This window comes from bacterium (assembly GCA_016699045.1).
GTDB lineage: Bacteria > Babelota > Babeliae > Babelales > RVW-14 > AaIE-18.
This window is the reverse complement of sequence record CP064957.1, coordinates 749,590-768,427: the sequence shown is the minus strand read 5'-3', so window position 1 is coordinate 768,427 and position 18,838 is coordinate 749,590. Positions and strand designations below refer to the sequence as shown.

15 protein-coding genes are annotated in these 18,838 nt (G+C 39.9%); 5 read left to right on the top strand and 10 right to left on the bottom strand.

The window, feature by feature from the left end:
* The first annotated feature begins 108 nt into the window (after positions 1–108).
* Positions 109–363 carry a hypothetical protein gene (locus IPF37_03465; protein QQR48599.1) on the top strand — a complete coding sequence of 85 codons (255 nt, stop codon included), beginning with the start codon at positions 109–111 and terminating at the stop codon, positions 361–363.
* Here IPF37_03465 and IPF37_03460 read toward each other — a convergent pair.
* Positions 360–1,787, bottom strand: a complete 1,428-nt coding sequence (locus IPF37_03460; protein ID QQR48598.1) for a glutamate--tRNA ligase — start codon at positions 1,785–1,787, stop codon at positions 360–362. The two genes, IPF37_03465 and IPF37_03460, sit on opposite strands and share 4 nt — an antisense overlap.
* 190 nt (positions 1,788–1,977) lie before the next feature.
* On the opposite strand from IPF37_03460, the gene IPF37_03455 reads away from it, so the two are divergent.
* From IPF37_03455 to IPF37_03440, 4 genes are all read left to right on the top strand, one after another.
* Complete coding sequence (locus IPF37_03455; GenBank protein ID QQR48597.1) at positions 1,978–2,952, top strand: cysteine synthase family protein; 975 nt, start codon at positions 1,978–1,980, stop codon at positions 2,950–2,952.
* Positions 2,930–3,766, top strand: coding sequence for a diaminopimelate epimerase (dapF, locus tag IPF37_03450; protein QQR48596.1), 837 nt, complete (start codon positions 2,930–2,932; stop codon positions 3,764–3,766). The genes IPF37_03455 and dapF overlap by 23 nt, the downstream gene beginning before the upstream one ends.
* Positions 3,767–3,853: 87 nt before the next feature.
* Complete coding sequence (locus IPF37_03445; GenBank protein QQR48595.1) at positions 3,854–4,795, top strand: aldolase; 942 nt, start codon at positions 3,854–3,856, stop codon at positions 4,793–4,795.
* A gap of 26 nt (positions 4,796–4,821) precedes the next feature.
* Positions 4,822–5,514: a TIGR00730 family Rossman fold protein gene (locus IPF37_03440; GenBank protein ID QQR48594.1), complete on the top strand. Its 693-nt coding sequence runs from the start codon at positions 4,822–4,824 to the stop codon at positions 5,512–5,514.
* Between the two features lie 17 nt (positions 5,515–5,531).
* Here IPF37_03440 and IPF37_03435 read toward each other — a convergent pair whose 3' ends face one another.
* The 9 genes from IPF37_03435 to IPF37_03395 all read right to left on the bottom strand — a co-directional run bounded on the left by IPF37_03435 (position 5,532) and on the right by IPF37_03395 (position 18,808).
* Entirely contained in the window at positions 5,532–8,024 is a 2,493-nt protein-coding gene (locus IPF37_03435) for a hypothetical protein (protein ID QQR48593.1), read from the bottom strand.
* Positions 8,025–8,035: 11 nt separating this feature from the next.
* Positions 8,036–8,503: a hypothetical protein gene (locus IPF37_03430; protein QQR48592.1), complete on the bottom strand. Its 468-nt coding sequence runs from the start codon at positions 8,501–8,503 to the stop codon at positions 8,036–8,038.
* Positions 8,504–8,570: 67 nt separating this feature from the next.
* On the bottom strand, positions 8,571–10,271 hold the full coding sequence (gene pilM / locus IPF37_03425) for a pilus assembly protein PilM (GenBank protein QQR48591.1): 1,701 nt from the start codon (positions 10,269–10,271) through the stop codon (positions 8,571–8,573).
* Positions 10,268–13,387 carry a hypothetical protein gene (locus tag IPF37_03420; GenBank protein QQR48590.1) on the bottom strand — a complete coding sequence of 1,040 codons (3,120 nt, stop codon included), beginning with the start codon at positions 13,385–13,387 and terminating at the stop codon, positions 10,268–10,270. Before IPF37_03420 ends, pilM begins: the two co-directional genes overlap by 4 nt.
* A gap of 45 nt (positions 13,388–13,432) precedes the next feature.
* A complete protein-coding gene (locus IPF37_03415; protein ID QQR48589.1) occupies positions 13,433–14,737 on the bottom strand; it encodes a hypothetical protein in 1,305 nt (434 codons plus the stop codon).
* Positions 14,738–14,842: 105 nt separating this feature from the next.
* A complete protein-coding gene (locus tag IPF37_03410) occupies positions 14,843–15,826 on the bottom strand; it encodes a MoxR family ATPase (protein ID QQR48588.1) in 984 nt (327 codons plus the stop codon).
* 112 nt (positions 15,827–15,938) lie between these two features.
* The gene (locus IPF37_03405; GenBank protein ID QQR48587.1) at positions 15,939–17,234 is read right to left on the bottom strand and encodes a sigma-54-dependent Fis family transcriptional regulator; all 1,296 of its coding nucleotides are present in this window, start codon (positions 17,232–17,234) and stop codon (positions 15,939–15,941) included.
* Between the two features lie 3 nt (positions 17,235–17,237).
* The gene (locus IPF37_03400) at positions 17,238–18,032 is read right to left on the bottom strand and encodes an ATP-binding cassette domain-containing protein (GenBank protein ID QQR48586.1); all 795 of its coding nucleotides are present in this window, start codon (positions 18,030–18,032) and stop codon (positions 17,238–17,240) included.
* Between the two features lie 2 nt (positions 18,033–18,034).
* Positions 18,035–18,808 carry an ABC transporter permease gene (locus IPF37_03395; GenBank protein ID QQR48585.1) on the bottom strand — a complete coding sequence of 258 codons (774 nt, stop codon included), beginning with the start codon at positions 18,806–18,808 and terminating at the stop codon, positions 18,035–18,037.
* Between the last annotated feature and the right edge of the window lie 30 nt (positions 18,809–18,838).

The following is an 18,838-nucleotide window of genomic DNA, read 5'->3' as shown; positions in this document are numbered from 1 at the left end:
AAGTGAGGCATTTTTTTTAAGTTTTTTACAATTGGGGCGATCCCCCCTAAACTAAGACATAACAAGGATCGGAAACAAGGGCCTTTTTAGCCGTGGGGGTATGAAATCATGTATTGCAAATACTATCAAGCGCAAGTACTAAAAGAGAAGACATGGTTGGTCATAGGTGTTTTCCGCAATGAAGATAACGTTGCTTTTGCGCGTGCCCTTGAGGGTCGCCGCAATGTTATCGAGTTCTTTGTTCCTGACAGCCAAGAGGAACAATTTCTTTACGTTATTGATTGTTTAATGGAAAAAGGGGCTATTCTTTCATGTGAAGAAAAGCCAAATAGGATCAAAGAGGATGATCTTGCCATTAGTTAATTCATAGATAAACGTTGTTCAATAATAGCAGGCTGCAGTATTGTAAGAAGATCTTTAATGCCAATGCCTTGGAATTGACCAGTCAGCAAGTATCGTAATGAACCAAAGAGTTCTTTCATGCTGATTTCGTGTTTTTTACAAAGTGTTTTTAGGTGTTCAAGGAATAGTTCGATATTAGGTAAAAATTGTTTGCACTCTGCAATGCTGTGCAAAATGTGTTCTGTTTTTTCTGCGCCCACATGTGCCACAAGATCTTCTTTGTGAATGACGGGCGTGTCAAAATAAAAAGCAGCGAGCGGTACAATATCGTTCAATGTTTTTAATTCTGGCTTCAACAATGTTATTAATTTTTCAAGTTCTTGAGCATCCGTTTGCATGCTTGTTGGAATATCTTTGTGCAGTAAGCTTTTTAATTGTTCAAGCATTTCATAAGAATTAGAACGAGCAATCCATTGATGATTGATCCATGTTAATTTTTCAAGATCGTATTTAATTGAGCTGCTGCTGTGTATATGTGAGAAATCAAAATTGGTAACTAATTCTTCAAGTGATTGAATTTCTTCTTTAAATGATGCGCCAATGATTGCCAAATAATTAACAATGGCAGCTGGCAAAAAACCGGCAGTTTTGAGATCTTCAAGGCTGAATCCGAAATCGCGTTTAGAAAGCTTTTCTCCCTTGTTGTTGCAAATAATTGGCAAATGCCAAAATATTGGCAATGGAACAGAGAAAGTATGATAAAGTTCTGCTTGCATGGCGGTATTGGTCAAATGATCTTCGCCACGAATGACGTGCGTAATTTCCATAAGCCAGTCATCAACAAAATTGGCAAACATAAATGTTGAAGAACCGTTAGTTCTGGTAAGTGCAAAGTCTGAGAAATTTTTCATATCAAAAAAAATGCTGCCTTTTGCCATATCAGCGATGGTGGCGGTGTGTCCATCTTCTATTTTGCAGCGCCATATAAATGGCAGATTGGTGGCAAGTTTTTCTTGGATTTGATTTTCGGTAAGGCGCAAGCAGGTGCGGTCATAGCGCGGCGGTTGTTTGAGTGCGATATGGCGTGCGCGTTTGTTTTCCAATTCTTCAAGGGTACAAAAACAGCGGTATGCTCTTTTCATTTCAATGAGTTGTGCTAATTTTTCTTGATAAAGATGTTCGCGTTCCGATTGCAAGTAAGGCGCGTAAGGGCCGTTTTTGTAAGGACCTTCCTGAAACTCAAGGCCAAGCCACTCGAGATCGCTCAAAATTTTTGCGCGAGCTTCTTCAATATTTCTTTTTTCATCAGTATCTTCGATACGTAAAATAAAGGTACCGGCTTGGTTTTTGGCAAAAAGATAATTCATGAGTGCGGCTCGAACGTTGCCCAAATGCATAAATCCAGTTGGGGATGGTGCAAAACGAACTCGAATATTATCTGCCATGAGCGACCTCTTTATTTTTATATCAGTAGGGATACCGTCAATCGTTATTATGTTATGGATTTAATTATCGCGCTAATTGTGCATAATTGCAACTGGTGTAAGTTCGAGGTGGTAAGAATTAAAAAAAGGTTTTACACTAGGCGGTACCTTTTTTAGTCCTGTAGGTCGTTCAAAAAGTAGGATTTAGAATATGAATGAAACAACCAAAAAATACAAAAGTATGCTTGATATGATTGGGAATACCCCACTCATTAAACTTGATCTTGGCGTGCGGCCAACCGTTTTGGCTAAGCTAGAATTTTTAAATCCAGGTGGCAGCATCAAAGACCGCAGTGCTTTGTTTATGGTCGAAGAGGCTGAGCGTACCGGTAAACTTAGGCCGGGTGGTACTATTGTTGAAGCGACGTCAGGTAATCAAGGAATTGCATTGGCGATGATTGGTGCGGTCAAGGGCTATCGTGTGATTATTACCGTACCTGACCGCACAGCTGAAGAAAAAGTAGCTATATTGCGGGCTTATGGCGCCGAAGTTTATGTCTGCCCGAATACCGATTCGCACCATGATCCGCGAGGCTACCATGCCCGAGCGGAGGCTTTATGTAAAGAAATTTCGGGCGCATTTATGCCAAACCAATATTTCAATCCGCTTAATCGTAAAGCGCACTACTCCTCAACCGGGCCTGAAATTTGGCAGCAAACCAATGGTGCGGTAACGCATGTTATTGCCGGTGCTGGGACCTGCGGTACTATGTGTGGCATTGCTGAATATCTCAAAGAACAAAACCCTGCCGTCAAAGTTGTTGGGGTTGATGCGGCAACGTCATTTTATTCTTCGCCAACGCCCAAAGCGTACAAAGTTGAGGGACTGGGTATTGACGTGATGAGTGATGTTTTTGTTGAATCACTGATCGATACCATTGTGCCAATTACTGATGAAGATGCTTTTGCCATGACGCGCCGAGCGGCAACTGATTATGGCTTGTTGGTCGGAATCAGCAGCGGGGCGGTGTTACACGTTGCGTTAGAATATGCCAAAGGTCTTGATGAAAACGATGTTGTTGTGGTGATCTTGGCAGACTCTGGTCGCTCTTATTTGAAAAAAGTTTTTATGAACGAAGAGATTTCTAAAAAAACGACTGCTTATGTTGCTGAAAAACTTTATTAAATATCAATCGTTGGGCAACGATTTCATTGTGCTTGATTGGTACAAAAAGCCCGATATGTACATTCAAAGTATGCTGGGGAGTCAGCGCTGGCACGATTTTATTGTCAGTATGTGCAACCGGCATACTGGCGTTGGTGCCGATGGTGTTTTAGTATTAAAAACAGATCCAAGTCGGCATTTGCACGAGATGCTTATTTTTAATGCGGACGGATCGCAAGCGCAGATGTGTTTAAATGGTTTGCGCTGCATGGTGCATTATTTATTTACGCAGTACGGGCTGAGTAATGTTATCGACGTGCGGCTTGGGGCGCGCATTATGAATAATCAGGTTGAAGGTACGCGTGACAAGCTTGAAGAGATAGTGATTACGACGCATGTTGGACAAGTAGATTACCAAGAAACTTGTGCAATAAAAATTGGCAAAGAATCGCTCGTTGGTAATTGCGTTAATGTAGGGAACCCGCATTTTATTGTCATGAAAGAAGTTGATACAGCCTGGCTTGGGCAGTATGGTCACACTATTGAGCGGCATACAGCGTTTCCAGAAGGAACTAATGTTGAGTTTGTCTGGCCAGATGCTCATGAGTCTGATCTTTTTCATATGCTGGTGCATGAGCGTGGCTGTGGCATAACGCAGGCTTGTAGCTCTGGTGCGGCGGCAGTTTTGTCTGTTTTAAAAAAACAAAAATTATTAGAAGCGGGTCGCGTAGTACGCATACGTATGCTGGGCGGAACGGTACTTGGTTGGTGCAACGATCAGAACGAGATTTTTTTAAAGGCTCAAGCAATCTGTGTTTTTCAGGGTAATTTTTAGATTCGTTTAAGAATGACTTCTTAATGGTCTATGCTCGTTGCAGCTAGTTTAGAAAAAAATGCTAAAAAAAGAGGAGCGTTGTAGATTATGGCCAAGTCGATACGTAGAATTGTTGAAGAAAAATCGGTCCACATTCCGGCGAGTGTGCCGCAAGCGTTGCGCAAAGAATATGAAAAAAATTATTTACGAGTGACTGCCAGCTCTGGGCGACTTTTTCTTTTTGCGGCAGACCAAAAGCTCGAGCATTTAAATCACGATTTTGTTGGTAAAGGTATTGCTAAAGATGCCGCCAATCCAGAACATTTATTTGAAATTGCAAGCAAAGGGCGTATTGGTGCTTTTGCTACGCAGCTTGGGTTGATTAGTAAATATGGCAGCGATTATCCTGATGTTTCTTACATTGTAAAAATGAACGGTAAAACGAACGTCGTGCCGACCAGCGATAGAGATCCGGTTAGTCGTTTGTTGTGCACGATTGATGATGTTCTTGAGTTCAAAAAAAACTCGGGCTTAACAATTGCCGGCATTGGCTACACACTTTATGTTGGCAGCATTTACGAAGCCGACATGTTGGCCGAAGCTGCCCAAGTTATTTATCAAGCACAGCGGCATGGGTTGGTTACGGTTTTGTGGTGCTATCCGCGTGGCAAGGCAGTTAAAAATGAGCTGCATGAAAATATGATTGCTGGGGCAGCGGGCGTTGGTGCGGCACTTGGTGCTGATTTTGTCAAAGTAAATGCTCCTGATGCTGCCAACGGTTTTGAAAGTGCGCAGCGCTTGGTACAAGCTACTCATGCTGCCGGTCGGACCAAAGTTATTTGTGCTGGTGGGCCATCAAAAGATCCAAAGGCTTTTCTTGAAGATTTATATCATCAGATTCATACGGGTGGGACAAATGGCATAGCCATTGGTCGCAATATTTTTCAAAAGCCACTCAAAGAAGCGTTAAATTTCTGCAAGGCTGTCGCAAAAATTGTGATTGATGATGGCGCTGTTGAAAAGGCAAAAGCTTTGCTTGGTGAAAAATAACCCAATTTCTGTAAGGAGATTGTCGTATGTTCAAGCGCTTAAAATATTATATGCGTTTCTTAAAAAGTTTATTTCAAATAAATTTTCGTCTTTTGTGGGGCATGTGGCGGCTTACTAAATTACCACAACCAACAATTACCGTGTTTGGTGGTTCACGGATTGATGTAAATAGTATCTATGCTCAAAAAGCACGTCAACTTGCAAAAATGCTGGTTGCTGATGGCTTTTCAATTATTACGGGCGGTGGCCCCGGTATTATGGAAGCAGCAAATGAAGGTGCGCTTGATTTTGTACAAGAATGTGATGTCAACGACAGAACGCGTTGTAAGCCAATTGTTTCTGCTGGTATTGGTTTATTGCGCTTGAACAAAGAAGAAGCAAATCCTTATGTTCAAGAAAATATTGTGATGGATCATTTTTTTACGCGCAAATGGTTGCTTGTGCGGTACTCAATCGGATTTGTTATATTTCCGGGTGGCTTTGGCACACTTGATGAATTGTTTGAAATAGTAACGCTCATGCAAACCGATCATATGCAACAGGCGCCCATTGTGCTCGTTGACAGTTCTTATTGGCAGCACATTATTCAATGGATTGAAGAAAAGGCATTGGCAGAAAACCTCATTGCACCAAAAGATCGCAATATTATTCAAGTGGTCGACACGGTTGAAGAAGCCTTCAAAATCATCAAAACGTTTTGTAGTGAACAGCAAGAATAACAAATACTAAGTCGTTTTTATGTGATCTTTTTGCGTGATTTTAATTCACTCAAGGGATCTTCGTTTATCGTTGCTTTCTTCGCGTTGGCAAATCTATTGCTACGACGCTTTTTCAACTCTTTTTGCTGAGCAATTGCTTCAGAATCTTTAAAATATGGATCTTCTTGAACGTTGACTGTTTTCGGGGCGCTTTTTCCATAAATAAAATTATCAACGGGGCGGACGCGGCCTTCTTTAGCATCAGCAATTGTTTGCTGAACTGAATAATTGGTTGGTTTGAAAAACCAGCGTTGAATTGGGTCGCTGTCTTTGATATACGTATCGGCTTTCATAATTTGGTATTTTGCATAATCAAGTTTGAGTTGCGTGTATTCGTCAGGGGTGCCTTCAAATTTTGGTTTAATGACCGATGGTCTGATAAACACGTACAAATTGGTTTCTGTTTTACTTTTGGTTTTACTTTTAAATAAATTACCAAGCAGTGGTATGCTACCCAAAATTGGTGTTTTCCATAAATTGGTTTGCTGATTGCTTTTTTTCAAACCGCCTAAAACCAATACTTCGCCAGAGCCTATGTTGACGCGTGTTTCAATGTTACGGGTACTTTTGTTTGGTGGTTGCGAGAGGTCAGCGCTATCAAAACTGTCGAGTTGAATTTTAACAATTAAATCAATCATGCCGTCAGAGTTTATTTGTGGCGTTATGTCAACGCGCGTTGCTGCGTCTACGGCTTCTTTGGTGGTACGGGCTTGTTCGCCGCGTTCTGAACGCAAGCCTGCATCAAGACGACGCTGATCGGTTACTTCAATAAAACAAGGCTGGCCGTTGTTGGTAACAATGTATGGCTGACCAATAATATTAGTATTTTGAGTCGTGAAAACACTGCGTACGATTCCCCAGATATTTTCATAGCGTGTCCCATCTTTAAGAATACCTGTTTTCCCCAAAGTTAAAAAGCTCGGAAACCCTTGCCCGGTCGCTTCTGGTAGAGCAAGATCGATATAATTTTTTATAGGTATTTCTTCAGTTGCACCTGTTTCTGTTTTACTGGTAACATCTGCTTCTGAGCTTAGATTTTGTAACCTAATACTATTAAAGCCCATGCCAATATCTTTTTTATTTTGGAACTGGGCTCCAAGCTCTTTGTCTTGATTGAGCGAGACGTCGACAATCAAAACTTCAAAAGCTACCTGGGCCTGAGGTTTATCTAATTTTTCAATAAATTTTTCGAGGCGTACCCAGTCTTCTTGGTTGCATGCGATAACTAACCGGTTACCGCTGCCGCGCCCGGCCTCATCACCTTGACCTTCTGCTGCGATAATGACATCTTCAAAAAATTTAAAACGTCCAACAACGGAGCTTTTTTCTGAGCCTTGGCCTGCTGGTGGCTTGGTAATAGACTCAAGAATAGGCTTGAGAGTTTCTGCCTTTGCGTAGCGAATTTCTTTAATATGAAGTCGTGACTTGGCAGTACCAATTGGTACATCGATATGTTTGTAAATAAAGTCGCTGATGCGTTCAATATTTTTTTGCATGCCGAGCAAGATGATAGAATTTTTTGCTGGGTAGGCAAACATTTTTGTTGCTGATGAAAAATATGATTTTCCTTGTTGGGATGCTTTGTTGATAAAGCGAATGCGGCGCGATTCGTCTTCAGTTCCCAAAACTTCTTTAAATAATGCTTCTACTGCTTCAGAGTCAGCTTCTTGCAGTTGAATAATTTTTATGCCTTCGCGTAGGCCGCCAATATCAAGTTCTTTAACAATGCGCATGGCAGCTTTAATGTTAAAGCACTTTTCTTTCATAATACAGACTTGGAGATCTTGGTTTACCTGAACGGCGCCATCGCCTTCAAGCATGGTGCTCAAAATGCTTTGGGCAACTTCAGCTTGCATATTCTTGAAAAAATAGATGTAGCGCACAACCAGATCGCTGTCAGGCAGATCTTCAGGTTCTGTTCCTTTGCGTGATGAGTAGCTTGGTAATGGTTCACGGCCATTATCTTTGTTAGAAATAACACGATAAAGGTCGCCAACTTTAATGATACTAAAACCATTGATTTCTAACAGTGTGAGCAGTACATTCCATGCTCGATCGAGCGAAAGGGGTTCGCGTGTTGTTAATGATACTTTTTGTTCATCAAGATCGCTTTGTGGCAACACATTAATTTTTTTTTGTTCTGCCAAATAATTTAAAACGCTTCCTAGGCTGCTATTTTCAAAATTAAGATAAATATTGTCAGTCTCTTCATCATTTTCTGTAGTTGATTGGTTGTTATTTTTTTTATTAGGCTCAACTTTTTCTATTTTTTCTGTTGCTGCCGTACTCGTGCCATCTGGTTGGTTTGTCGTATCGGCGCGGGGCATATCAAAGTTAACCGCAACATTGGCCGGTTTTCGTGCCGGCTGGGCAAGCGATGGTTGAGTAGCCTGTGCACCAACGCACAGCACAAACACCAATAAGATTGCCCTGGCAATCACGCGATAATAATGATTGATTGTGCATCGCATTGGTCGTTTCCTTATTTGGCTTTAATCGTGGCAATTACTATATCGAAACTAATCTTTTTATCTTTACTGCTTTTGATGTTGATGCTTTTGGTTGACAGTATTTCTTTTTTTTCGATTTCTTCAAGTATTTTAACTAACTTTTCAGTTGTTTGATCTTTAAAGGTTGCATTGAGTGCAATTTCATCAAATTTTTCGTTAATTGAACGGACGTCTGTGTCCCAGCCTGCTTCTGGCGTGATATGCTGTTCTTTATAAAAAGCTTCAAAAAAACTCTTTATATTGAAATCTTTATTTTTATTCAAAAGACCTTGGATGCGCTCTTCTTCGCCAAGCAGCATTTCGTATTTTTCTTGCATATCACTTGTTTTGGCATCAAGTTTTTCTAACTGTTTGATGTGAGTAACAAAGGTATAACTTTTGGTATAAATAAAATATTTAATGGAAGTTATCAATAAGCCAATACCAAGCAAAAGGCTCAAGAGATATTTTTGAGCTCTTTTGGTGCAAGGTGTGCGATAATATTAGTAAAGTTAGTAAAAAAATCCATCATACTTGTTCTTCGTCTGCTTCTTCGTGTTTCTTTAGTTCGATATTAAATTGAATACCTTTGTCACCTGCTGGGTGCTCGGTAAATTTTTTTGGCTTGAGTAAATTAGAGCTATTAAACCTTCTTTGAAGCTCGGTAAATTCTGCAAAGTGTGAGCCGGTGCCCTTTTTAGATTTAAAATATCCATCAATTTCTACTTTTAAAATATCAGAGCCGCGAGCTGCTGTATCGATAGTAATGCCTTCAACATCAATCATAAATAATTTATTATCCATGATGCTGGTTAACTCAAGTAATATTTCAAGCGGCTGAATGCGCTCTTTTTTAAAGGGCTCCCAGAGTTCCATTTTTTCATTAAGCACTTTTTCTGCTCGTGAAATAACGGTTTTAAGCTGGTTGCTACGTGGGCGGTCTTTGCGTGGAATCATATCAATTATTTTACCAATCTCCCGGCTTTCAAGATCATTGGACGTTGTTTTTAGTGTATTAATTTGAAAATAACCCTGCATGATTATTGTGGTAAAAAGTGCGACAATTAAAATAATGCCGGCAATAAGCTGTTTTTTGATTAAGTCATAATCAATCAATTCAAATTGCTTGCGACGTAAATCAAAGTTTTCATGTGTTGGCAGGACTAATGCTACGCCCAAAACGGTGGCATATTCGTGCCACACAGAAGGTTCTTGGCGTAAGTTTTTTTTCTTAATATTTTTGTTAGTAAAAATGCTTGAAGGGTCAAAAATAGTGCACGGCAATTGTAATAAATCGCCACAAAATCGCATCAAACCAAGCAAGCCGGCCGCTTGGCCGCAAAATAAAATTTTGTTAATGCCTTTGTAATTAGGTAGCTTGAGACTGAATGAATTGAGTGTAAATTGTATATCGTAAAAAAAGTTGATCATATGTTGTTGAACACTTTTATCAAAAGCATCATCACCACCTGGCTTGAGGCCATAACGTACTATTTTTTCGAGTGCTTTTTCGGTTGATATATTTATTTCTTTGCCAACTTCTTGCGCAACGGCGGCAATGCCGCGTGGGACGTGACGCGTCATGCGAAGTTCGTTGTGATGAATGAGCGAAATGCGCGAAGAATATAAATCAAGCTCAATAAGTGCGTTGGTTTCTTCGTTTTGGCTAAATTCTGGCATTTGCAAATAAAGGCCGTAGAGGGCAAAAAGATCGATAGTAACATGATTGGCGGTAAGGTCAGCCTCTACAAAGATATCAAGAATTTTTTGAAGGTCTTGGTGGCGTACGGCAGCTACTAAAATTTGTGCAGAATTGAGGCTTTTATTTTTTTTAGTGATGATAAAATCAACAACTGCATCATTAACTGAAAATGGCAATTTTTCTTCAATTTCATATTCAAGTACCATGCGAATTTTATCTTCATCAATGAATGGCACTTCAAGCTCTTTAAAAACAACGATTGAGGATGGTATGGCAATGTTAAGTTGGTCATAATGCTTAACATTGGTAACGAGTTTTTTTAATGCTTGGGCGGTTGCTTGTTCATGGGTACTGTTTTCTTGTTTTTCTATTGGCTGCTCATATAAATTTTCAACCGAAGAACAAGCGTTTTTTGCATAAACAAGGGTGCCATAAACTTTATGCTCATCAATCGAGATACCAAAAATATACTCGGGATAAAGACGATGCGAGCCAATTTTTGCCGGGAAGAATATTTTCTTGATCATGCGACATCTTCCTCTTCTTCCTGTGCAAGAGCTGATGAAATTGATAAGTTCGGGCTACGTCTCTTTAGTGTTTGATTTTGCGAAAAAAATTCTTTTAAGCTGCGTCTTTTCAGGGGCATTGAATCTTGTTGTTGCGGTATATTTGTAGCGGTGGTAATCACTGGCCCTTGGTTATTAATTACCTTTTTAAGTTGTTCGCGCTTAGATTGTGGGGCTACAAATTCTTTGAGTGATTCTTTTTTAAGTGCTGTTTTTACGGTATTTTTTGTTCGTACTGGCGGTGTGTTTTGGTCAAACGCATCAGAGATAACGCTCTTGAGTTGTTGACGGCGTTTTTCAAGATTTTTGTCAGACATAATTGATTTGCGTGCTTGTGGCTGTGTGTTGGCAACTTGTTCAGTAAGTGTTTTGGTTGCACCTATTTTTTTAGATGGCGATTCAGTTTGTGGCATGCGTTGTTGCATTTGGGCTGGTGGGGCGCTTTGCGGTATATTCTTTGGTTCTGTGATAGTGTTTCTTTCAGATGGGAACAATGTTTTTGGTGAAAAAAGCGTATCAGCCTCTTCATCTTCGATGCCAGACTTTTCTGCTCGTTCGGTATGAACGCGGTAGAAAGAATCATTTCTTATATCAACGGTGGTTGGCTGATAGCGGGCGTTAGCAAAATCAATAACTTTATGTGAGTAATTTTCGGCATACTTACCACTTTTTGGATTAAAAAACCAGTCAAAAATAGGATCGCGCGTTTGCGTTGTTCGTATGCTTTCTTCAAGGTTTGCAGTGATATCATGCAGTTTCATTTTGGTATAAAGTTGCATGCCCGGCTGTTGGCGTGGCTTGATAATTGTTGGGCACATAAAAATAAAGTTATAATCCTGCGTGACGGTACGATTTTGATTTTTAAACAACCAGCCAAGAACTGGAATATCGCCAAGAAGAGGTGTTTTATTTACTGATTCAGAAACTTGCGTTTGTACAAAACCGCCAAGTACGAGTACTTGGCCATCGGCAACCGTAACATTAGTATCAAGTTTTTTGATGGATTTATTGCCCAATGATGGATTTGTAAATTCTTCAATTGTCGTACTAATGCTCATTTTAATAATGCCATCAAGGTTGATTTGCGGTTCGACATCAATTTTGGTTGAAGCGTCGATAGCGACATAACCTTTGGCGCTACCAGCTTCTTCTTGAAGAACGCGTGTCGTTTGACCAACGGCGAGTGATGCTTTCTTTTTATTGGCAACCGTTAAAAAAGGTTGCGTTAAAATAGTGGCATGAGTAATTGAGTTAATTGCCTGGAATACTGACCAAATATTGCTTGCTTTGCCGATGGTTAACAGCGATGCTCCTTGATTTGAAACCAATTGATTTAAAAGGTTACCAAGCAAACTAACGGCATTGCCACTATCATCGGGTTTTTCGTATTGCAATTGTGACTTTCCGGTTAAGGGCGTTGATTGAAAATCAAGATGGTTGCCAATTTGACCATGTTTTTTATTGCGAAGCATGCCGCCAAGTGCTTTCATATCAGTAGCACTTACCGAAACGATATACGTTTCCAGTGCAATTTGTGGTTGTGGCTTGTCTAAATCTTGGATTGTTTTTTTGAGTAAGTGCCAGTCTTCTTTGTCGGTACTTGAAACAATTAAACGGTTGCCTTCTTTGTCGACTGAAAATTTCATACCTTTAAAATATTTAACGCCTCCACGAATGGCGCCATATTGCGATGCTTGCTGACCTGGGCCGCCTTCAGGTGCCGCGGTAACTGCTTGCAAAATATCAGCAATTTGAGTGACGTCGGCATATTGTAGTTCAAAAATATGCAGCGGCGAGGCGGCAGATTTGAGGGTTGTATCAACGTTGTTTATAATAAATTCTTCAATTTTTTTGATAGGTCCTGGAGCGCCAAGCAGAATAATAGAATTAGTGCGTGGTTCTGCAATAATTTTGGTGCCGGCCGGAAAGTATTTCGTGGTGCCTTCAGAGGTTTTGCCCAGCAAGCGTGCAAGCGCGCCTTGGCCGCCTTCAGGTTGATCAATTAATGAATTAAGTAATGTTTTAACATCTTCGGCATTTGCTTGTTTTAAACGAATTACTTCAACCGTTTCTAGTTCGCCCGTTTGGTCAAGTTCTTGAATAAGCTTGACGGCGGCTTTAATGTTGTACGCTTTGTCGGTAATGATAAAGCCGTTAACATCATTCTGGGCGATGGCATCAGATGTCGTGCTGAGCATGCTTTTTAAAAGGTCGGTCAAACTTTCAACTTTGATGTTTTCAAGGAAAATAACGTAGCGAATCATGATATCGCTGTCTGGTAGACTTTCTGCGGGAACGTTGATGTAGGCCGGTAGGGGTTGTGTTAATTTTTGATCTTTCGGCACTATTTTATGAACATCACCAACTTTAATAATACTAAAACCAGCCATTTCTAAAACAGTTAAAAAGATGTTCCAGGCGCCATCAATGGTTAGGGGTTCGCGAATAGTGAGCGAAACTTTATTGCCTTCAAGTGACTTGTCCGGGATTAAATTTATTTTTTTTAAATCCGCCATGTAGTTAATAAAGTTTGCCAATTCAGTGTTGTCAAAATTGAGATAAATATTTTGCTCAACGCTTTCTTTTGGTTCTTCAGTCGTTTCTTTTTCAGAATTTTCTCGATAAGGTTCTTCGAGTTCTTCGGTATCTTCGGCGTCTGGCTGCGCATTTGGCTCATCTGCGGGCTCGTCCGTTTTTTCTTCAGTATCTTCTTTGGTTTCTTCTGGTGCGTCGGCCGTATCAGCTGTATTCTGTTTTTCGTCAGAAGATTTTTCTTCCGTAGTATTATCTTGAGCTAAAGTGTCGTCAGTTGATTCGCTAGCTGATTCGTTAGTTGTTTCTTCCTCGGTGTCCGGTTCGTCGGCGTCTGGCATGCCGGCAGGCTTTGATGCTGCTGGAGCTGTTTTTTTTGTGGTTTTTTTTGGTTTGTCGTCAGCTTTAGGCATTTCGACATTTTTTGGAGCAGGAGAAGTTTTTTTTACTGGCGTGGCTGAATCAGGTGCCGCGGGTGGCATGGCAGCAAGCTTTTGTGCTGAATGAGCAAGAAAGAGTAAAGCCAGAAAAAACCTTATTGTCATGATTTTTATATACCTATTTTTTGTCATGTGGCATTACGTCCTTTTTTATTTTTTCTTGGGTGTATTGACTGGTTGAGCTGCTGCTGTTGGTGGCGCTTGCTTGGTAGGGTCAGAGACTGTTTGAATGGCTGGTTGTTTTACTACTGCGTTGCCTTGTTGTGGTGTTTGCTTATTACCTTGTGCCTTATCATTGGGTTTATCTTGCACTCTTGTGCGGGTATTTTTCAAGCGTTCGCGTAAATTTTCCAATAATCGCTGCCTAATCTTTGCAATAGCATTGCCTTGGTCGTTGTTAGGATGGCGCTTTCTGAATTCTCGAATTAGATTTTCGCGCTCTTGTGTTTTGCTCATTTTTAATTTTTCTGCTTCATCTTTTTTCTTATTTTCAGTCTCTGGTTTTTTGCCCGTAAAGATCTTTTTCTTTGCTTTACTAATGGTTGTTAATTGGTATGTTTGAACCAACTCTTCATCGCCGCGTTTAATTTTTACGGTAATATCACTCTTGAGTTTGAGTGCGGTTACCGTATCGTAAATTTTGAGTCTATTTTTCGTCTCGGCAGTCTTGATGTCATTAATTGAGACAATAATATCATAATTTTGTAAACCAAGCGCATGGCCAAGTTCATCTTTTTCTAATGTGCCGATACGAATACCAATAGGTGTATTTTTTTGATATGCCGTGCCAACAATACCGATGCGTTCAATAAAATTACCAAGCGAGTCGACAGCTTGTTTAAAATTGTTTGGATCAATTTGGTAGGTAGTGTCATCAACTTTTTTAACAACGTACTGCCACTTGTCCATGCCGGGGGCGTCAAGCTCAAGTTCGGGATCGTCTTTACGTAAAAAGAATACTTCTTGCTGGCCATTAGCGCGCAAAAAAACAACGCGATTGCGAGAAATTTTAATAATTTGAGCGTCTTTAACTTTATCGCCCAGATGGTACAGCCCTTCTTTTTGAGCTTCGTCTTCAACCATGACAACACTTTTAAGCTCATCAGAAGATATGATAATGCCTTTAAGTGTTATATTGAGCGCATCAATAAATTCTTGTTTTTTTGCTTCAGGAGCTGGTTTGATAGCTGGTGCGGCAACTTGAGGAATTGGAGTAACTAGAGATACTTTTTCTGGTTTAAATTCTTTGGCTACGTATGTTTTAAATACGTCATTTTGATAGATTTTTTCCCATGATGACGCAGGAAGAGTTTCTTTTTTTTTTTCAATTTTTTCGGCAAAGCTTCGTTTCATGCGAACTCGAGGTGGTTCTATCTTTAAAAGTTGTGCAACTACTAAAATTGCAAAAAAAGTCACCAGAAGTGAACTATTTAGTATCCATAATTGCTGCTTCATAGCCAAATATCCTCTTTTAGACTACGAAGATACTGTTACCATCTCTTTTCTGTCAAGAAAACAAAATTAAACCGTCATACATCTTGTAGTGTGCTGGGCTCATCGTTAGGGAGTTGGGATGGTCCGTAAAATTTGTTGTATGATTTGGTCGGTTGTAATGTTTTCTGCTTCGGCTTCGTACGTGAGCAAAATACGGTGACGCAAAATATCGGGAGCAACCGCTTTTACGTCGTCCGGTATCACAAAATGGCGCTTGCGTAAAAAAGCATGTGCCTTTGCGGCTTGGTTGATAGCAAGAGTTGCGCGGGGAGAGGCGCCGTATTGAATAAAAAAATGAATATCGTCGAGGTTAAAGTCTTGAGGGGTTCTGGATGCAAAAACAAGTTTAAGTGTGTATTCAATTACTTTATCATCGATATACACCTGGTTGACCAAGTTTTTTGCGGCGTTAATTTCTTCTTTATCTAAAACGGTATTAATTTTTTGTTGGTTATTTGCTTTGTAAACGATTTCTTTTTCTTCTTGTATTGTTGGGTAGCCCATCAATAGTTTAAACATAAAACGGTCAACTTGAGCTTCTGGAAGGCGGTAGGTACCTTCTTGGTCGATCGGATTTTGTGTTGCAAGAACCAAGAAATTATCTTCGAGATGAAATGTGCTGTCGCCAAGTGTAATTTGTCGTTCTTGCATGGCTTCAAGCAATGCAGATTGTACTTTGGCGGGGGCGCGGTTTATTTCGTCAGCAAGTAACAGATTGGTAAAAATGGGGCCCTTGCGTGTTTGAAATTCTTGTGTTTTTGGGTTGTAAACTAAGGTGCCTAATAAATCTGCTGGCAAGAGATCGGGTGTAAATTGAATGCGTTTGAAATCAAGGCCAATTGCCTGAGAAATTGTTTTAATTAAGGTTGTTTTTGCAAGCCCCGGAACGCCTTCAAGTAAAATGTGGCCGCCACACAAAAGACCGATAAAAATACGATCAATGACATATTCTTGACCGACAATAGTCTTTTGTATTTCACTTTTGAGTGTTTGCCATTTAAGACTGTGTTCTTTTATTTGTTCGGCTGCTGCATTCGTTATGCTGTCCATGGTAACTCCTCATTCTCTATTCAATAATCTTATGAGTTGTAACTTATTACATTTCATGTTGATATTTTAGCAGGTAATTAACTAATGTCTAAATGAATTTTTTACCTGAATTTTACGAGCTTTTTATATCATCAATATTAAGATCGAGCATCTTGGATCGCAGTTGAGAAGTGTTAATACTAAGCTTGCTTGATACTTGATCAAGGTCATATTTATTTTTTCTCAAAAAATACAGGAGAAATTTTTTTTCAAAGGTAGAGGTGGCTTCATTTAAAGAATTAAAAAAAGTAAAACTTTGTTCTTCAACAAATGCCAGGTCTTTTTCCTTGAAATACATTTCTAGTTTGTCTTGTGTAACAACGTAATGGTCTTCAGGTGCCAACAAGGTAACCTTTTCGATAAATTGTTCAAGTTCTCGGACGTTGTCGGTCCATTGATGGTTGCGGAGCAAGCGTACTGTGCTTGTTGGAAAAATAATTGTTTTGTGGTGTTTTTCTTTATTTTTTTCTACAAAGTATTCAATCAACAATGGAATATCATACGGACGTTTGTTGAGAGCTGGAATTTCAAGCGGAGTTACGTTAAGCTTGAAAAAAAGCAGACTGTTAAAGGAACCGTCGTGAACCCGAAAAATCAGCGAAGAATGTGCCGATGCCATGAAGCGTTGGTTTTCTAGTGTTTTATTTTCAAGATGCGCGGCAAGTTTTTTTTGCAAACGCATTGAAAGCATATCAATATTTTTAACAAATAATGTGCCGGTTTGTGTTAAAAACGTATCGAATAGATCATCATCATCGTTGTCCGATCCGCAGTTGAATGTCTGAAACGGCAAGTCTGCCATGGTGCTGAGTGCGTGTGCATAGTGCGCCATCATACTTTTGCCGGTGCCGTGATGACCATAAATGAGGAGAGGAAGTTTTAATGGTGCAACGCGTTGGATTTGATCAATAAATTCTTGGAAAAAATAACTTTTTCCAACAATGCCGTATTCTTCATGTTTTCTTTTTTGAGAGTTTGGCTTTGTGGTTTGCAGGGTTGTATCCGTTTTTAAGAATTCGAGCTTTGGTAAAATCTCGTCTAAATTTAAAGGCTTCTCTATAAAGTCGTACGCGCCTTTGCGGATTGCTTCAAGTGCAAGAGGAATATTGCCATATCCAGAAATGATCATTACTTTTTGTTGAGGGTATTCTCTTTTTATGTTGTCAAGCAAATCAAGGCCATTGATGTGTGGCATAGAAATATCGAGCAAAATCATATCTGGTACTAATTGACCAATAAGCTCGAGTGCTTCACGTGGTTCTGCAAGTGTTTGCACGCGAAAGCTTTCATCTTCTAACGCTTCTTTGAGAGTCTTGAGAATAGCGGTTTCGTCATCGATAATTAAAAGAAGTGGTTTTTCGTAAATCATAGTTTATGTATCATCTTGGCTTGTTGGAGTGTTACTTGAACTTGCTGGTTGTGTACTTATTTGTTTTATAGGTCCGTCTGGGAGGCCGCGAATAAATTGATAAATGTAAGGATTATCGCATTCCCAGATTGTTTTTGCATCGCCTTTATAAACAATTTTACCTTCGTAAAGCATAGCAACATGTGTTGCAAATTTGAAGACTTCAATATCGTGCGATATGACGATAGTGGTGATATTAAATTTTTTATGCGTATCAAAAATTAATTCATGAATGAGACGGGTGGTCATTGGATCAAGACCGGTCGTCGGCTCGTCATACAATAATATTTTTGGCGTGAGCATGAGTGTGCGTGCAAGGCCAACGCGTTTTTTCATCCCGCCCGACAGTTCTGCTGGGTATTTATCTAAAACGTCTGGGCCCAAGCCAACGCTGGTAATTTTTTCAAGAACGAGTGGAAGTACTTGCTCTGTTGGTATATTTTCTTCTAATAGAGTGATGCCAATATTTTCAAAGACGGTTAATGAATCAAGCAGGGCGGCAAACTGAAATACGTAGCCGCATTTTTTAAAAACTTCTTGTTGTTTTTTGCCTTTGAGTTTGGTGACGTCTTCATCGTCAATAATAACTTGGCCGGAATCAGGTTTGATTAAGCCAATAATCTGTTTGAGTAAAACAGATTTCCCCTCGCCAGATTTACCGATGATAGCAATAAATTCGCCAGCATTGATGGTTAAATCAAGGCCGCACGTAATTTCTTTTGTTCCGAATGATTTTTTTAGATCAATAAGTTGTATCATGATTAAAACAGTAAAGAGGTTAGAATATAATTTGCAATAAAGATGGTAACGTTAGAAAAAACGACGCTTTCTGTTGTTGCGATACCAACGCCCTTTGAACCTCCACTGGTTGTATATCCTTTGTAGGTGCTGACAAGTGTAATCAAAAAGCCAAAAAAACATGCTTTTAAGAGTCCAATGGTAATATCAGAAAGTTCTGAGCTTTCGCGAATGGCTTCCATATAAACTTCTGAGTTAATGCCAAGTGCGTAAACTGCAATCAGATAGCCAGAAAGTATTCCAGATAAAGAACAAATAATGGACAGAAATGGCAAAATAAACGTGCCTGCCAAAATGCGAGGGATTACTAAATACTGCTTAACATTAATGCACAAGGTTTGTAGGGCATCAATTTGTTCCGTGATCCGCATAGTACCAATTTCAGCCGTGATAGCAGAGCCCGCGCGACCAATAACCATAATGGCGGTAAAAACGGGGCCAAGTTCGCGCGTCATTGAAAGAAATACAACGGGACCTATAAATCGTTGCGCACCAAAGCGATGCAGGCCGATATAGCTTTGCAGCGCGAGTACAGCGCCACCAGTAATACCAATCAGCCCAACGACGCCAAGCGAATTGACGCCGATATAGTTCATATAATAAAAAAGTTTTTTAAGTTTAAGTCGTGTTGTAAATAACGTAATGACTGAATCACCAAGAAACAGACCTATTTCTCCAAGGCGTTCAGCACAACTAATTGATTTTGCACCAATGTAGTCAGCAAGTTTAATTAACACCGCTCTCCTATTTCCTATGTTTCAAGGTGG

What these genes read in the sequence shown, in the direction of transcription:
- IPF37_03465 (QQR48599.1), top strand. Translation starts at nt 109, where the DNA reads ATGTATTGCAAATACTATCAAGCGCAAGTACTAAAAGAGAAGACATGG.
- IPF37_03460 (QQR48598.1), bottom strand. Translation starts at nt 1,787, where the DNA reads ATGGCAGATAATATTCGAGTTCGTTTTGCACCATCCCCAACTGGATTT.
- IPF37_03455 (QQR48597.1), top strand. Translation starts at nt 1,978, where the DNA reads ATGAATGAAACAACCAAAAAATACAAAAGTATGCTTGATATGATTGGG.
- dapF (QQR48596.1), top strand. Translation starts at nt 2,930, where the DNA reads ATGTTGCTGAAAAACTTTATTAAATATCAATCGTTGGGCAACGATTTC.
- IPF37_03445 (QQR48595.1), top strand. Translation starts at nt 3,854, where the DNA reads ATGGCCAAGTCGATACGTAGAATTGTTGAAGAAAAATCGGTCCACATT.
- IPF37_03440 (QQR48594.1), top strand. Translation starts at nt 4,822, where the DNA reads ATGTTCAAGCGCTTAAAATATTATATGCGTTTCTTAAAAAGTTTATTT.
- IPF37_03435 (QQR48593.1), bottom strand. Translation starts at nt 8,024, where the DNA reads ATGCGATGCACAATCAATCATTATTATCGCGTGATTGCCAGGGCAATC.
- pilM (QQR48591.1), bottom strand. Translation starts at nt 10,271, where the DNA reads ATGATCAAGAAAATATTCTTCCCGGCAAAAATTGGCTCGCATCGTCTT.
- IPF37_03420 (QQR48590.1), bottom strand. Translation starts at nt 13,387, where the DNA reads ATGACAATAAGGTTTTTTCTGGCTTTACTCTTTCTTGCTCATTCAGCA.
- IPF37_03415 (QQR48589.1), bottom strand. Translation starts at nt 14,737, where the DNA reads ATGAAGCAGCAATTATGGATACTAAATAGTTCACTTCTGGTGACTTTT.
- IPF37_03410 (QQR48588.1), bottom strand. Translation starts at nt 15,826, where the DNA reads ATGGACAGCATAACGAATGCAGCAGCCGAACAAATAAAAGAACACAGT.
- IPF37_03405 (QQR48587.1), bottom strand. Translation starts at nt 17,234, where the DNA reads ATGATTTACGAAAAACCACTTCTTTTAATTATCGATGACGAAACCGCT.
- IPF37_03400 (QQR48586.1), bottom strand. Translation starts at nt 18,032, where the DNA reads ATGATACAACTTATTGATCTAAAAAAATCATTCGGAACAAAAGAAATT.